The organism is Massilia sp. CCM 8734 (assembly GCF_011682155.1).
GTDB classification, from domain to species: domain Bacteria; phylum Pseudomonadota; class Gammaproteobacteria; order Burkholderiales; family Burkholderiaceae_D; genus Telluria_A; species Telluria_A rubra.
In genome coordinates this window covers 12339-26773 of record NZ_WHJI01000006.1, presented here as the reverse complement: position 1 = coordinate 26773, position 14435 = coordinate 12339, and the positions used below count along the sequence as shown (strand labels likewise).

The window sequence follows — 14435 nt, the reverse complement described above, 5'->3', positions numbered from 1 at the left end:
TTTTATCTTTCAGGCGGCGAGCGGCGCTTTGGGAGCCATCGGGAATCCCAGCTTTTCGCGCGAGTCGTAATAGGCTTGGGCGACCAGGCGCGACAAGGTGCGCACGCGCCCGATGTAGGCGGCGCGTTCGGTGACCGAAATGGCGCCACGCGCGTCGAGCATGTTGAAGCTGTGCGAAGCCTTCATGATCTGCTCGTAGGCCGGCAGGGTCAGTTCGAGTTCGATCAGGCGCTTGGCTTCCGATTCGTGGTTGGCGAACTGGGTAAACAGCAGGTCGGTGTTGGCGTGTTCGAAGTTATAGGTCGATTGCTCGACTTCGTTCTGATGGAACACGTCGCCGTAGCTGAGCGACTTCATCTCCGGAGCGCCGGCCGCCCCGTTTTCTTCCCATTCGGTCCAGACCAGGTCGTACACGTTCTCGACGCCCTGCAAGTACATGGCCAGCCGTTCGATGCCGTAGGTGATTTCGCCGAGCACCGGCTTGCAATCGAGGCCGCCCACTTGCTGGAAATAGGTGAACTGGGTCACTTCCATGCCGTTCAGCCAGACTTCCCAGCCGAGGCCCCAGGCGCCCAGTGTCGGGCTTTCCCAGTCGTCTTCGACGAAGCGCACATCGTTCTTTTGCAAGTCCAGCCCGAGCGCCTTGAGCGAACCCAAGTACAGGTCGAGGATGTTTTCCGGCGCCGGTTTCAGGACCACCTGATACTGATAGTAGTGCTGCATGCGGTTCGGGTTTTCGCCGTAACGGCCATCTTTCGGGCGGCGCGAGGGCTGCACGTAGGCGGCGCGCCACGGTTCCGGTCCGATGGCGCGCAGGAAGGTGCCTGTGTGAAAGGTGCCCGCGCCGACTTCCATATCGTATGGCTGGAGCAAGGCGCAGCCCTGCTTGTCCCAGTAGGTTTGCAAGGTCAGGATAATTTGTTGAAATGTGAGCATCTTGGTGGCTGTCGCGCGGCTGACGGCGCGAACGAATGAGTTTGCTAAAACGACCAATTTTAGCGGGTTTTAGCGGGACGCTGGGGGGCAAGTGACGACAATGTCATGTTTGCTGCGTTTTTGCAAAGTGTCGACCCGAGAACCAGGCGACGCCGAACGCCAGCGCCGAAAGTAGCAGGAACAAATAATTGCCCATGCGAATGAACGGCGTCATGCCGCCCATGCCCTGCACCTGGGCCGCCAGGACGCCGTTGCTGTACATCGGCAGGGCATGGACGATCTTGCCGCGCCCATCGATCACGACCGTCGCGCCGGTGTTGGTGGCGCGCAGCATCGGCCGCCCGGTTTCGAGCGAGCGCATTTGCGACATCTGCACATGCTGGGGAATCGCCACCGATTCGCCGAACCAGGCCAGGTTCGACACGTTCAGCAGCATCGTGGCGGGATGCGGCATGGTGCGCAGCTGCATGGCGATTTCTTCGCCGAACACGTCTTCGTAGCAGACATTCGGCAGCACCAGCTGGTCCTTGACGGCAAACGCCGGCTGGACGTCGGCGCCGCGGCTCATGTCGCCCAGCGGAATGCGCATCATGTCGACGAACCAGCGGAAGCCCGCCGGGACGAACTCGCCGAACGGCACCAGGTGGTGCTTGTCGTAGCGGTAATCCTGACCGGACGGGTTGACGCCGATCACGCTGTTGGCATAGCTGTCGGGTCCGTCGGACATGGGAATGCCGGACAGGATGTGGCTGCCGGTGGCGGCGGCATATTTCTTGATCGACGGCAGATAATCGGGCGGCAGGTACTGGGGCAAGCTGGCGATGGCCGTCTCCGGCAGGGCGATCAGGTCGGCCGGCTGGGCGGTGATCATGCCGCGATACATCTCCAGCGCACGCAGTACGTGGTCCGGATCGAACTTTTTCTGTTGCTCGACGTTGCCCTGCAACAGGCGCACGCTGATCGGCTTGCCTTGCGGTGCGGTCCAGGCCACGAAGGTGAGTGCGTAGCCGGCCGCCAGGATGGCGCCCAGCAAACCCATGCCCAGCCAGCGCGCGCGCTGGGTCAGCATGACGATGCAACTGGCGCACACGGCGGCAATCACGCCGATCCCGTACACGCCGACGATGGGGGCGTAGCCGCCCAGCGGGCTGGCGTTATGGGCGTAGCCGGTGGCCACCCAGGGGAAGCCGGTCAGTACCCAGCCGCGCATCCAGTCCGACAGGCCCCACATCACGGGCAACACCAGCAGCAGGAAACTGGCGACCGGCAGCGACCAGCGGCGCCGCAGCCAGGTGGAAAAGCCGCTGGCGAACGCACCGAACAAGCCCATGTAGGCGCCCAGCAGGCACACCGCCGCCACCGCCATCGGTCCCGGAATGTTGCCGAAGCGATTCATGGTGATGTACAGCCAATGCATGCCGGCAACCGACCAGCCGAAGCCGAAGGCCCAGCCGATCAGGCTGCTGCGGCGCACATTGGTATCCATGCCGAGCTGGTAGAACAGGAAGGCGAGCGCGAGGATTTGCAGCGGCCACCAGCCGACCGGCGCGAACGCCAGCACGCAGGACGCGCCCGCGAGGGCGGCGAACAGCATGGGCAACAGCGTGGTGCGGGGAGCGCGCAGCACCGGATCGAGCGGAACGGTCGAGCGGCGCAACATCAATCGTGTTCGTCTTCGGGCAGCGGAAGTTTTTCCACCAACAAGACGTGCACCTGGCGCGCGTCGGCACGCAACACTTCGAAGCGCAGGTTGGCCACGTCGAAGGTGTCACCCTTGTGCGGCATGCGCCCGAGGTGGCTGGCAACGAGCCCGCCGATGGTGTCGACGTCGTCTTCGGGCAGGTTGGTGCCGAGTTCTTCGTTGAACTGGCTGATCTCGGTCAAGGCCTTGATGCGCCAGCGCGGGCCGAGCTGGCCTTCCTTGATCGACAGGATGTTGTCTTCTTCTTCATCGAAATCGTATTCGTCCTCGATGTCGCCGACAATCTGCTCGAGCACGTCTTCAATCGTGATCAGGCCGGCAACGCCGCTGTATTCGTCGACGACGATGGCCATGTGATTGTGATTGGCGCGGAAATCGCGCAGCAGCACATTGAGGCGTTTCGATTCGGGAATGAAGATGGCGGGACGCAGCATCTCGCGCACGTCGAACGTTTCTTCGGCGTAGTAGCGTAGCAAGTCCTTGGCCAGCAGGATGCCGATCACCTTGTCGCGTTCGCCCTCGATGGCAGGGAAGCGCGAGTGGGCTGTTTCCAGCACTTGCGGCATCCATTCCTCGATCGGCTTGCTGATGTCGATGACGTCCATCTGCGAGCGCGGCACCATGATGTCGCGCGCGGACAGGTCCGAGACCTGGAACACCCCTTCGATCATGGACAGCGCATCGGCGTCGATCAGGTTGCGTTCATGGGCGTCGTGCAGCACTTCAAGCAGCTCGGCGCGGTTTTCGGGCTCGGGAGAGATCAGTGCGGTCAGGCGTTCAAACAGTGACCGGTGGGTCTTGGCGTCCGTTCGGACGTCATTAGGGTGCTCTGGCATAGTTGGCGTGAGCCGTTGTTGCGATAGGCGTAGGATACACCAAAAGCGGGGTTGCCTGTTTTTTAAGCGGAACTGGGGCCGACAGGCGGGACACGATGGCGCTGGGCCGGGCTTCTTCGCCGGCATCGGCCACCGTTGCGCCGTTGGTGGGCATCAACGGGCAGTCGCGGGAAAGGCGCGCTGGCGAGCGAGGCGCTCGCGCGGCTGCGGGAAATAGCGCGCCCCTCTCGCCGGCGCCGCTTACACCATCGCGCCCGACGTCCATGCGCTGGCCAGTTCCGGCGGCCAGAAGGCGCGCGGCGCGATCATCAGGCACAGGGTGTCCGGGTGGGTCAAGACCGGGAACCAGGCGCCGTGCAGCACGTCGGCCGGCATGTGCTTGCGGATCGCCAGGAAGGACGAGATCATCACGCGCCGCTGCGTGAGCATGTCCGGCACCGCCATGTCCTGCGGGCGTTGCTGTTCGGCGGCCAGGCAGTGGGTGATGTGTTGCAGCGCGGCCGGCGCCTCCTTGCCCTTGTACGCAGACAGCTCTTGCGCGATGCGGTGCAGCGCTTGCGGGCGCGCTTCGAAATGGCGCTCGAGGCTGTACGCCAGCAGCGCCGGCATGTCGTGCGGACCCTGCGCGAACAGGGCCTTGTCGGCCTGGACCAGCGCGGCCCACACCACCATGCCTCTTTCGAGCAGCAGATGCTGGCGGCGGTAGATCTCGGCCAGGCTGTCGCCGCCCAGCCAGCCCGGGTTGTCGGCGCAGGTGGCGGCGTAGTCGGCCGGCGTGGCCGTGCGGCGCCACTTCATGACGGCGTTGCGGACCTGGTCGAGCGCCAGCGCCATCGCGGGAGCGGCCGGCCATTGTTCGATCTCGCCCGGCGCCAGCGGCCCGGCGCGTTCGTCGGCGGCCTGCGGCAGCAGCTTGCGCGCGTAGTCCTGCAGCGATTCGGCGCGCGCGTCGGCCAGCAGGGTGGCGACCGTGGCCAGCGGGTAGGTGGTGTGTTCCACGCTGTCGAGAAAAGCCATGAAGCCGCGCGCGCGCGCACGCTGGCGCGCAAAGGCCGGATAGGCGCGCACCATGTCGTCGTAGTTCATCCATTGCCACTGGCCGGGGTCCGCCGTGTTGCCGCGCACGACTTCCCCCAGATAGGCGCCGGCCGCGTCGATCACGCGCTCCAGTTCCGGCGCAGGCACGGCCGCGCCCTGCTGGCGCAGCTGCCCGAGCCAGGCGTCGAGGTGGCGCAGCGAGGCCACGCTGTAATCGAGCTGCTCGCGCGCCAGTTGCGCGGCGAGCGGCAGGGCGGCGGCGTCGCCCCCGAGCAGCAGCGCGCACAGCTGCGGGATGCGGGCGGCGATATCGTCGGCGCGCGCGCAGGCGCTGGCGTCGCTCACGGCAAGCCGGGCGTACCAGCGCGCCACGCTGTCGTCGGCGCCGTTGACGATGTGGTCGAGCACTTGCAGGTGCGGATGGCAGATGCGCCCGCGATGGGTGCGCACCACCGCCAGGCGCTGTCCGCCGCGCGTGATGGCGCCCCACTGGCCGCCGATCTGGCTGGCGACGACGCAACCGAGGTAGTCGCCAGCGCGCAGCGCCCAACTGGCGGCGAGCGGGCTGCTGAAGGCGGCGTTGGCCGGCTGCTTGGCGCGTTCGAGCAGGTACCAGGCGTGCAACTTGTCGAGCAGGGCCGACAGCGCATCGATGCTGGCGCCGCCGCCGTCGAGCGTGAGCTGGTATTTGGCGCGCACGAAGGCGGCCAGCCTGGCCTGTTCGGCGCGGGCGCCGGCATCGATCCCGCGCTCGCTGGCAAAGCCGGGGCGGTGCGTGGACAGGCCCGGACCGGGGCTGATCATGGTGGCGCTGTGGGCCAGCGGCCCCAGTTGCGCCGACGCCAGGAACAGGCGCGCGCTGTCGTCGTGCACGAAGCGGTAGAACGGTTGGTAGAGCGGATTGGCGCCAATGGCGGCGTCGACGCGCGCGGTCAGGTTGCGCAGCACGCGCAGGGTGGCGGCGTTGCAGGCTTCGGGGCGGAGTGCCAGCTCGATCGTCATTTCCTTGGCGCTGAAGTCGCCCTCGTCGAACAGCTGCAGGCCTTTGGCGTAGCGCAGGCTGGGAGGCGCCACGTCCGGCAAGCGGGTTTCCAACTGGTCGGGCCAGAGCTGCTGGGCGCTGTCGATCCGGCGCACGCCGTTGGCGCAGGCGGCCATCAATGCCGGCGGCAGGGCGCAGTCGCCGTGCAGCGGGGTGTACACCATCTCGAGCGCGTCGTCGAACACGGCGCAGCCCAACTCGCGCATGCACTCCCACACCAGTGCGCGCAGCGGCGCGTCGAAGCGCGGGCGTTCGAAGCCGACGCACAGGGCGCCGCCGTTGCGCGCGCCGATGAGGGTGGCGCCGGCCGCCAGCTCGTTGGCGAAGGTGATTTCGGTGTCGTACAGGCCGCGACCGGGTTTGCCGTGGCGCGCGAGGATGGAAAGCAGGACATCGAAAGGCATGACAGCGCTTTCGCCATCGGCGAAGCGCTGCAGGTAAAGAAAAGTCGTCACGAAAATCCCGGAAAGGTGCAAAGGCACGTCAGCGCCGCCGTACATACGATTTATACAGTGCCGTATGGTACTTCAGAGCCCCGTTCCGGGTCCATCAAAGCGTTAGCATTGTGGAAAGAAAGTGACAGGCGCGCGCGTCGCCGGAGGTTTCAGGACGCGTACGGATCGGGGTAGCCGAGCGCGGCGAGGATGTCGCGTTCGAGCTGCTCCATCTCGCTCGCTTCTTCATCGTCGTCATGGTCGTAGCCTTGCGCGTGCAGCACGCCATGCACGATCAGGTGCGCGGCATGCTCTTCCACGGTCTTTTTCTGTTCCAGCGCTTCTTTTTCGAGCACGTCGGTGCACAGGATGATGTCGGCGCGGGTGGGTTCATCCTCGGCGACGTCTTCGCCTTCGTTGTAGGCGAAGGTCAGCACATTGGTGGCGTAATCCTTGTCGCGGTAGTCGCGATTGAGCACGCGGCCTTCTTCGGCGTCGACGAAGCGGATGGTCAGTTCGGCCGGCGCCAACAGCGCCGCCTGCACCCAGCGCCGCACTTTCGGGCGCGTGATCGATTCGCGCAGGCGGGGGTCGGGATACTGGACCGACAGCGACAGCTTATTTTTTGCGGACATTTTTAGCGATAACAGGTTTCGGCAGGGCGGCCAGGTCGTCGACCGAGGCGGCCGATTCGTACGCATCGACGATGCGCGCCACCAGCGGATGGCGCACCACGTCGGCGCTGGAGAACTGGGTAAAGGCGATCCCGCGCACGTCTTTGAGCACATGCACGGCGTCGCTCAAGCCGCTCTTTTGGGTCTTGTGCAGGTCGACCTGGGTGACGTCGCCGGTGACCACGGCCTTGCTGCCGAAGCCGATCCGGGTCAGGAACATCTTCATCTGTTCGACGGTCGTGTTCTGCGCTTCGTCGAGAATCACAAACGCGTGATTGAGGGTGCGCCCGCGCATGTAGGCCAGCGGGGCGATCTCGATCACCTGTTTCTCGAACATTTTCTGGGTGCGGTCGAAGCCGAGCAGGTCGTACAGCGCGTCGTACAAAGGGCGCAGGTACGGGTCGATCTTCTGGGTCAGGTCGCCCGGCAGGAAGCCCAGGCGCTCGCCCGCTTCCACCGCGGGACGGGTCAGGATGATGCGCTTGACGGCGTCGCGTTCGAGCGCGTCGACCGCGCAGGCCACCGCCAGGTAGGTCTTGCCGGTGCCGGCGGGACCGACGCCGAAGCTGATGTCGTGTTCGAGGATCGAGCGCAGGTACTGGATCTGGTGCGGCGTGCGTCCGCGCAGGTCGTGGCGGCGCGTTTTCAGCGTCGGGCTGTTGATCTCGATGTCGGGTAGCGCTTCGGTCGGCGTGCTGTCCGGGCTTTGCTGGCTGTGCAGGCCGGAGCGCTGTTCGACCAGCGCCAGTTGCACTTCTTCGATCGGAACGATCTTGTTGGCCACGGCGTAGAAGCGCTCCAGGATCTGGACCGCGTGTTCGGCGTTATGGCCGCTGACGATGAATTTTTCGCCGCGCCGGAAAATGGTCACGTCGAGCGCCGAGGAAATCTGGCGCAGGTTCTCGTCGAGCGGTCCGCACAGATGGGCCAGCCGCGTGTTGTCGAGCGGCTCGGGAATGAAATAGTGGGGCTGGATAGGGGTCTTGGTTTTCAACTGGCGCAGGCTAAAGTGTCACCGCGCGCAACGAGTTCGCCGCGCAGGGTGTAGTTAAAACTCTCGGTGATGCGCACGTCGGCCATCTGGCCGATCAGCGCGCTCGCATTGATGCCGGGTTCGAAATTGACGACCCGGTTGTTTTCGGTGCGGCCCTGCAGTTCGGCGGCGTTCTTGACCGACGGCCCTTCGACCAGGATACGCTGCACCGTGCCGACCATGGCGGCGCTGTACGTGCGCGTGTTGGCGTCGATGGCCGCCTGCAGCTGCTGCAGGCGCGCCAGCTTGACGTCGTGCGGCGTATCGTCGGCCAGGTTGGCGGCCGGGGTGCCGGGGCGCTTGCTGAAGATGAAGCTGTAGCTGGTGTCGAAACCGACGTCCGCGATCAGTTTCATCATCGCGTCGAAGTCCGCTTGCGTCTCGCCCGGGAAGCCGACGATGAAGTCGGACGAAATCGACATGTTCGGGCGCACCGCGCGGATGCGCCGGATGATCGACTTGTATTCGATGCCGGTGTAGCCGCGCTTCATGGCGGCCAGTACATTGTCGGCGCCATGCTGGGCCGGCAGGTACAGGTGGTCGACCAGTTGCGGGATCTTGGCATACGCGTCGATCAGGCGCTGGGTGAATTCTTTCGGATGGCTGGTGACGAAGCGAATCCGTTCGATGCCGGGAATGTCGGCCACGTATTCGAGCAGCAGGGCGAAATCGGCGATGTCGCCGCCTTCCATCACGCCGCGAAATGCGTTCACGTTCTGGCCGAGCAGGGTGATTTCCTTCACGCCCTGGGCGGCCAGGCCCGCCACTTCGGTCAGCACGTCCTCGAAGCGGCGCGACACTTCCTCGCCGCGCGTGTACGGCACCACGCAGTAACTGCAGTATTTGCTGCAGCCTTCCATGATCGACACAAAGGCCGAGGCGCCGTCCACCTTGGCCGGCGGCAGGTGGTCGAATTTTTCGATTTCGGGAAAGCTGATGTCCACCTGGGCGGCGCCGCTGGCGCGCCGTTCGCGCATCATCTGCGGCAGGCGGTGCAGGGTTTGCGGGCCGAACACCATGTCCACATACGGGGCGCGCTTGACGATGGCGGCGCCTTCCTGCGAGGCAACACAGCCGCCGACGCCGATAATCAAGTCTGGGCGGGCCAGTTTCAGCTCGCGCAGGCGGCCGAGGTCGGAAAAGACTTTTTCTTGCGCTTTTTCACGGACCGAGCAGGTGTTGAGCAAAATCACGTCGGCATCTTCCGGCGTGTCGGTGCGAACCAGGCCGTCGGACGCGCTGAGCACGTCCGCCATTTTGTCCGAGTCGTACTCGTTCATTTGGCAACCGAAGGTTTTGATGAAGACTTTTTTCTGCATGGAATGATCAACGTGGCGCTGCAGCCTGGTTTCAGGCGGGGTTGCCAGTTTATCGTAAATCAGCGGGGGCGGCCATGTTCGCGAGGGCAAGCTCGGCACAGCCCGGGATTGCGCCTGTTCAACGGCCGGCTTAGCCGCCCGTCATTCTTCCATATCGCCCGGAAAAGTTTCCAGTAGAAATGTTTCACAATTGCCCGATTGGAGCTTAGCTATTTCTTCTTGTAAATCAATGAGTTCCGAGGGAATTCTGTGAACGGACTGAGCACAAGAAAAGTTCTTGCGTGCGCCACAATTTGTCTCGCTGTGTTGAAATGACGATGTGACAAGCTTTCCGGCGGATAGCTTGATTTCAAACAATGTCACCTATGCACAGGTAAGTTGTACTTATGGCATATGAGTCTAATAATGTGTTTGAAGTTTCAAGTGCGTTGGAAGTGAGTAGCGCAGAGCGCATACGATCCGGGAACGTGCTTTTAAGCCAGTTATCAGATTTGTTCTGTTTAATCACGCTCAAGGGCGATTTTCCGGGAACTTATTAAGACGCGTATGGGTCTTTAACATAGTTCGTAACGGCATTATTTCAACCACTCACCACGAGGTAAAATCATGGCACACCATGCTCTGGCATCACAGGAAAGTTATAACCCCAACCATCTGCTCGACATTTTGCTTGGCAAGATGCAGCTGAAAAACGATGCGGCGCTGTCGCGCATGCTCGAAGTCGCGCCACCGGTCATCAGCAAGATCCGCCACCACCGCCTGCCGGTCGGCGCCTCGCTGCTGATTCGCATGCACGAAGTGACCGGCATGAGCATCCGCGACCTGCGCGACCTGATGGGCGACCGGCGCACCAAGTACCGCCTGTCCGACGCCCAAGGCCGCCCCAAAGCGACCGAGGAAAAACCGGCGGCACCGGACGCATCGACGTCCGGAAACTATGCGCACTAAGTCCTCCGGCATGGCGCTTGCACGGGAACGCCGACAAACCTACTGCGCGGCACAATTTTTGCCCTGCGATGCTCACCGTACAGTCGTACGGCTGCGTGTCTCGGACAAAACTTGTGCCGCTCGCTACGGTTTTTCGGAATTCCCGGCCGTCATGCCAGCGGAACGGGGCGCCTGATTCCGCCTCTGCATGCAGAGGCGGGTCGGTCAGCCCATCAGGATCGTTGTGATTTCTTCGTACTGCAGTTCGGTTTCGCGGAACACCTGCAGGTAGCATTCTTCGTTCAGTCCCAGTGCGGTCCACGCCACCGGCGACACGGCGGGCACCAGATCGTCGCTTTCGCGCCCCAGGTCGAGCGCATGCACAATGGCGTTGGCCACATGCACGATAGTGGCCAGCAAGCCTGCGTCCGGCGCGCCCGGATCATGGTGAAAGGCAATCGCCATCTTCATGGTATCCGAAAAATTCCAGTGTTCGGCCAGCGCCACGCCGGCCTCCACATGGTCCACACCCATCACCGCCAGCTCGGCATCTTGCACATACGTATCGTTGGCCGCGCGGTATTCCATCACTTGTTGATACAAATCAGGGTAGCTGCTCACCAGCACCAGACGCCCGATGTCGTGCAACAATCCTGCCGTGAAGGCGTAATCCTGGTTGAAGCGCACCTTGCGCGCCAGCACCTTGGCGCAGCAGGCGCTGCCGATCGAGTGGCGCCAGAACGCCTTGTGATCGAAGGCGGCGCAGCGGCCCTCGGCGAAACAGCCGGTCAGGGCCGAGGCGGTGATCAGGTTGCGCGTGGTCTGGAAGCCGAGGTAGGTGATCGCCTGCTGGATGGTGGTCACGCGCACCTGCAAGCCGTACAGGGAAGAATTGGCCAGGCGCAGGGTCTTGGCGGTAAGGGCTTGGTCGTGCGAGACTTTTTTGGCCAGCACCGTGATGTCGATGTCTTCCTGGTCGATGCTGGTGAGCAGTTCCATCACCACCGCCGGCAGCGAGGGCAGGTCGGCCAGGCGCTTGAGGACGTCGTCGAGCACGATGGCGCTCACAAGGCGGCCTCGCGCGCGGCGCGGTAGTCTTCTATATAGCGGCGCAAGGCGCTGGTGGCCCAGTCGTGCGGTTCGTCCGGCTTGTGCTTGCGAAACAGCAGCGCCAGGCGCTGCACGCTGACGGCGTGGTCGGGTCGGGGACTGGCGGCCGGCGCGGCGCCGCTGCGCAGCACGGGGACGGCGTCGATGCCGTGGCTGGGCAGCAAAGCAATGGTGCGGTCGGTCAGGATCGCTCCCTTGGGCAACAGGATCTGTCCCTGTCGGTCGAGCAGATCGTCGGACAAGACCATTCCCGGGGCCACCTCGGCCAGTGCCAGGTGCTGGTAAGCTGCGCTCATAGGCATCCTCCCTCGTAAGGCTACGATCTTACCATTGCTGTCCGGGCCTGTGCGCCACGTAAAAAGCTTTACTTTTTGCATACCCGCACACGGCAATTTCTTGCCAATGAGAAGGGCTTACCGTACATTCGGAGATGCATCGCGCGCATGCTGTTTTTCGGGAGGAATCGGATGTTCGGTATTCAAAGCCGGCTGAAACTGCTGTTCGTGGTGATCGTCACCCTGGTGCTCACCATTTCCGGCAGCTACACCCAGTATTCGCTGGGCAAGGCCCTGGAGGAAAGCAACCAGCGCCTGCGCAAGGGGGTGATCACGCGTTTGCAGATCAGTCTGCCATCGGCCCTGTGGGACCTGGACAAGTCCAAGGTCGACAGCATCGTCGAGGCCGAGATGCTGCCGCCCGAAGTGGTGGCGATCCGCGTCTACGACAGCTCGGTCGGCCTGTTCGCCGGCAAGCTGCGTGCGCCCGACGGCAAGCTGGTCACGGTCGATGGCGCGCCCGAGCCGGTCGGCCAGGCGGTCGACGCCACGCTGGTGTTCCACGAAGGCGGCAGCGCCAGCGCCTCGATCAAGCCGGTCTCGGTGGGGCGGGTGGTGATCAATTTTAGCCGCGCCCAGATCGACAAGGCGCTCGCTTCCGAACTGATACGCAAGGTGATCGAAGTGCTGCTGCTCGACCTGATCCTGGTGGCGGCGCTGGCGCTGTCGCTGCGGGTGGTGTTCGAGCCGCTCAAGCAATTGCGCGACGGCTTGTTCGACCTGGCCACGCGCGGCAGCGACGAGGTGGAGGAGTTGCCCGAGAACCGGCGCGACGAGCTCGGCGAGGTGATCCGCGGCTTCAACCAGATCCAGCGCCGCCTGAAATCGACCATCGGGCGCATTCGCGACGCCGAGGATGCGGCGCGCCGCTCGTCCCAGCAGACCGCCCAGGCGATGCACGACTTGCGCCAGACCCAGGAATCGCTGCTCCAGGCGGAACGGTTGGCCTCGCTCGGGAGCCTGGTGGCCGGGGTCGCGCACGAAATCAACACCCCGGTCGGGATCGCCCTGACCAGCGCCTCGGTGCTCAAGGCCGCCACCGACGAGCTGGAAATCGCCGTCAAGGGCGCCGGCCTGAAAAAGTCCGATATCCTGCGGTACGTGGAAACGGCCAGCGAAAGCGCGCGCCTGATCATGAACAACGCCTACCGCGCGGCGCACCTGATCCACAGCTTCAAGCAGATCGCGGTCGACCAGACCAGCGAGGCGCGCCGTCGCTTCGGTCTGCACGAATACATCGAAGAAATCGTCTCCAGCCTCCAGCCCAAGCTCAAGAAAACCCCGATTGCGCTGGTGCTGAACTGCCCGGACGACATCGTGCTCGACAGTTACCCCGGCGCGTTTGCCCAGGTCATCACCAACCTGACCCTCAATTGCGTGGAGCACGCCTTCGAGGCCGATACCCCCGGCGAAATCATGATCAGCGCCCGCCTCGACGGCGAGGTGGTCGAACTGCACGTCAAAGATGACGGCAGGGGCATCGCCCCGGACGTACTCGACCGCATCTTCGATCCGTTTTTCACCACCAGGCGCGGGCAGGGCGGTACCGGGCTCGGCCTCAATATCGTGTACAACCTGATCGTCAAGCAATTCCTCGGCACCATCGCCGTGAGCAGCACGCTGGGCCAGGGCACCCATTTCACCTTGCGCATTCCCAGGGTGACGTCGGTCGAAGGCGCGCCCGACGGCGCGGCGTAGTCACCGTCCTTGCGTGCGCCCAAGCGCGAGCGCTCGTTTTATTGTACGCTTGCCATTCTTTCGACGCGCCGCCGTCCAGCGCGCCGCTTGTCCTGCGTGACCCTTCCACATTCAAAGGACCATCATGAAACTGTACTTCAGTCCCGGTGCTTGTTCGCTTTCTCCCCACATCGTCCTGCTCGAAGCAGGCTTGGCATTTACGACCGAAGCGGTCGATCTGCGCAAGAAGGTCACTGCCAGCGGAGCGGACTTCAGCGCCATCAATCCCAAGGGCTACGTGCCGGCCCTCGACACCGGGCGCGGCATGCTGCTGACCGAAGGTCCCGCCATCGTGCAATACCTGGCCGACCTGGCGCCCGAGAAAAAACTGGCGCCCGCCGCCGGTACCCCGGAACGCTATGCGCTGGCCGAGTGGCTCAACTTCATTTCCACCGAGCTGCACAAGAATTTCAGCCCGCTGTTCCGTCCCAACATCGGCGAAGAGCTGGTCAACTATGCGCACGGCAACCTGCGCACGCGCCTGGCCTATGTCGAACGCATGCTCGACGGACGCGACTACCTGACCGGCGCCCAGTTCACGGTGGCCGATGCGTATTTGTTTACGGTGCTGAACTGGGCCGGCGTGCTCAAGTTCGACCTGTCCGGCTTTCCTCTGGTGCAAGCGTTCCAACAACGCGTGAGCGAGCGGCCGATGGTGCAGCAGGCGCTGCGCGACGAAGGCTTGCTCAAGTAAGCGCCGGATGAACGGCGCACGCTGTATCGCCCTGTTGCGCGGCATTAACGTCGGGCGCGCCAAACGGATCGCCATGGCTGACCTGCGCCAGCTCGTTGGCGAACTGGGCTGCACGGATGTCCGCACGCTGCTCAACAGTGGCAATGTGGTGTTCCGTGCGCCGCCCAAGTTGCGTGCGGCCATGGCCGCACGCATCCAGGATGCGATGGTGGTCAAGCTGGGCGTGGTGGCAAGGGTGATGGTGCTCGGCAGCGATGACCTCGACCGCATCGTCGCCGCCAACCCCTTGCTGGCGGTGGCCACCGATAACGCGCGCTTGCTGGTGTTCGTGTTCAGCGATCCGCAGGCGCCAGCCTTGCTGGCGCCGCTGGCCGAGCGCGACTGGGCGCCGGACATGCTGGCCGTGGGCGAGCAAGCCGCATATTTGTGGTGTCCGGACGGCGTACTGGAAAGTAAAGTGGCGGGCGCGATGGGCAAGCTGATCGGCGACGGCCTGACCGCGCGCAACTGGAATACCCTGTGTAAATTGCAGGCGCTGTGCGCCGAACCGCCCAAGGGCTGACCCGCCTGCCATCCAGGATCGGGGCAGGCAAAAAAAATCCCGCGTTCGGCGGGATT

At 63.9% G+C, this 14435-nt stretch carries 13 protein-coding genes; 4 read left to right on the top strand and 9 right to left on the bottom strand.

The genetic code is table 11. The features are described from left to right. Positions 1-9: 9 nt before the first annotated feature. The 7 genes from glyQ to miaB form a co-directional block, all read right to left on the bottom strand. Positions 10-936, bottom strand: a complete 927-nt coding sequence (gene glyQ, locus F2P46_RS07655; RefSeq protein ID WP_166887070.1) for a glycine--tRNA ligase subunit alpha — start codon at positions 934-936, stop codon at positions 10-12. 103 nt (positions 937-1039) lie between these two features. After that, positions 1040-2596 carry an apolipoprotein N-acyltransferase gene (gene lnt / locus F2P46_RS07650; RefSeq protein WP_166887067.1) on the bottom strand — a complete coding sequence of 519 codons (1557 nt, stop codon included), beginning with the start codon at positions 2594-2596 and terminating at the stop codon, positions 1040-1042. Then, positions 2596-3474 carry an HlyC/CorC family transporter gene (locus F2P46_RS07645; protein ID WP_166887064.1) on the bottom strand — a complete coding sequence of 293 codons (879 nt, stop codon included), beginning with the start codon at positions 3472-3474 and terminating at the stop codon, positions 2596-2598. Before F2P46_RS07645 ends, lnt begins: the two co-directional genes overlap by 1 nt. Before the next feature lie 240 nt (positions 3475-3714). Next, positions 3715-6009 (bottom strand): hypothetical protein, encoded by a 2295-nt coding sequence (locus F2P46_RS07640; protein WP_166887047.1) that lies wholly within the window; start codon positions 6007-6009, stop codon positions 3715-3717. Between the two features lie 149 nt (positions 6010-6158). Continuing rightward, positions 6159-6623, bottom strand: coding sequence for an rRNA maturation RNase YbeY (gene ybeY, locus F2P46_RS07635; RefSeq protein WP_166887044.1), 465 nt, complete (start codon positions 6621-6623; stop codon positions 6159-6161). Further along, the gene (locus F2P46_RS07630; protein ID WP_166872046.1) at positions 6607-7656 is read right to left on the bottom strand and encodes a PhoH family protein; all 1050 of its coding nucleotides are present in this window, start codon (positions 7654-7656) and stop codon (positions 6607-6609) included. The genes ybeY and F2P46_RS07630 overlap by 17 nt, the downstream gene beginning before the upstream one ends. After that, a complete protein-coding gene (gene miaB / locus F2P46_RS07625) occupies positions 7653-9014 on the bottom strand; it encodes a tRNA (N6-isopentenyl adenosine(37)-C2)-methylthiotransferase MiaB (RefSeq protein ID WP_166887041.1) in 1362 nt (453 codons plus the stop codon). The genes F2P46_RS07630 and miaB overlap by 4 nt, the downstream gene beginning before the upstream one ends. A 606-nt stretch (positions 9015-9620) precedes the next feature. Here miaB and F2P46_RS07620 point away from each other — a divergent pair. Further along, positions 9621-9962: a hypothetical protein gene (locus tag F2P46_RS07620; RefSeq protein WP_166872052.1), complete on the top strand. Its 342-nt coding sequence runs from the start codon at positions 9621-9623 to the stop codon at positions 9960-9962. 204 nt (positions 9963-10166) lie between these two features. Here F2P46_RS07620 and F2P46_RS07615 read toward each other — a convergent pair whose 3' ends face one another. Both F2P46_RS07615 and F2P46_RS07610 read right to left on the bottom strand, forming a co-directional pair. Beyond that, positions 10167-11009, bottom strand: coding sequence for an HDOD domain-containing protein (locus F2P46_RS07615; protein WP_166887038.1), 843 nt, complete (start codon positions 11007-11009; stop codon positions 10167-10169). Continuing rightward, on the bottom strand, positions 11006-11347 hold the full coding sequence (locus F2P46_RS07610) for a hypothetical protein (protein ID WP_166887035.1): 342 nt from the start codon (positions 11345-11347) through the stop codon (positions 11006-11008). Before F2P46_RS07610 ends, F2P46_RS07615 begins: the two co-directional genes overlap by 4 nt. Positions 11348-11518: 171 nt before the next feature. Here F2P46_RS07610 and F2P46_RS07605 point away from each other — a divergent pair, with 171 nt between their 5' ends. The 3 genes from F2P46_RS07605 to F2P46_RS07595 all read left to right on the top strand — a co-directional run bounded on the left by F2P46_RS07605 (position 11519) and on the right by F2P46_RS07595 (position 14379). Then, a complete protein-coding gene (locus F2P46_RS07605; RefSeq protein ID WP_166887032.1) occupies positions 11519-13084 on the top strand; it encodes an ATP-binding protein in 1566 nt (521 codons plus the stop codon). 124 nt (positions 13085-13208) lie between these two features. Continuing rightward, positions 13209-13817 (top strand): glutathione transferase GstA, encoded by a 609-nt coding sequence (gene gstA, locus F2P46_RS07600; protein WP_166887029.1) that lies wholly within the window; start codon positions 13209-13211, stop codon positions 13815-13817. Between the two features lie 7 nt (positions 13818-13824). Next, the gene (locus F2P46_RS07595) at positions 13825-14379 is read left to right on the top strand and encodes a DUF1697 domain-containing protein (protein ID WP_166887027.1); all 555 of its coding nucleotides are present in this window, start codon (positions 13825-13827) and stop codon (positions 14377-14379) included. The last annotated feature ends 56 nt before the right edge of the window (positions 14380-14435 follow it).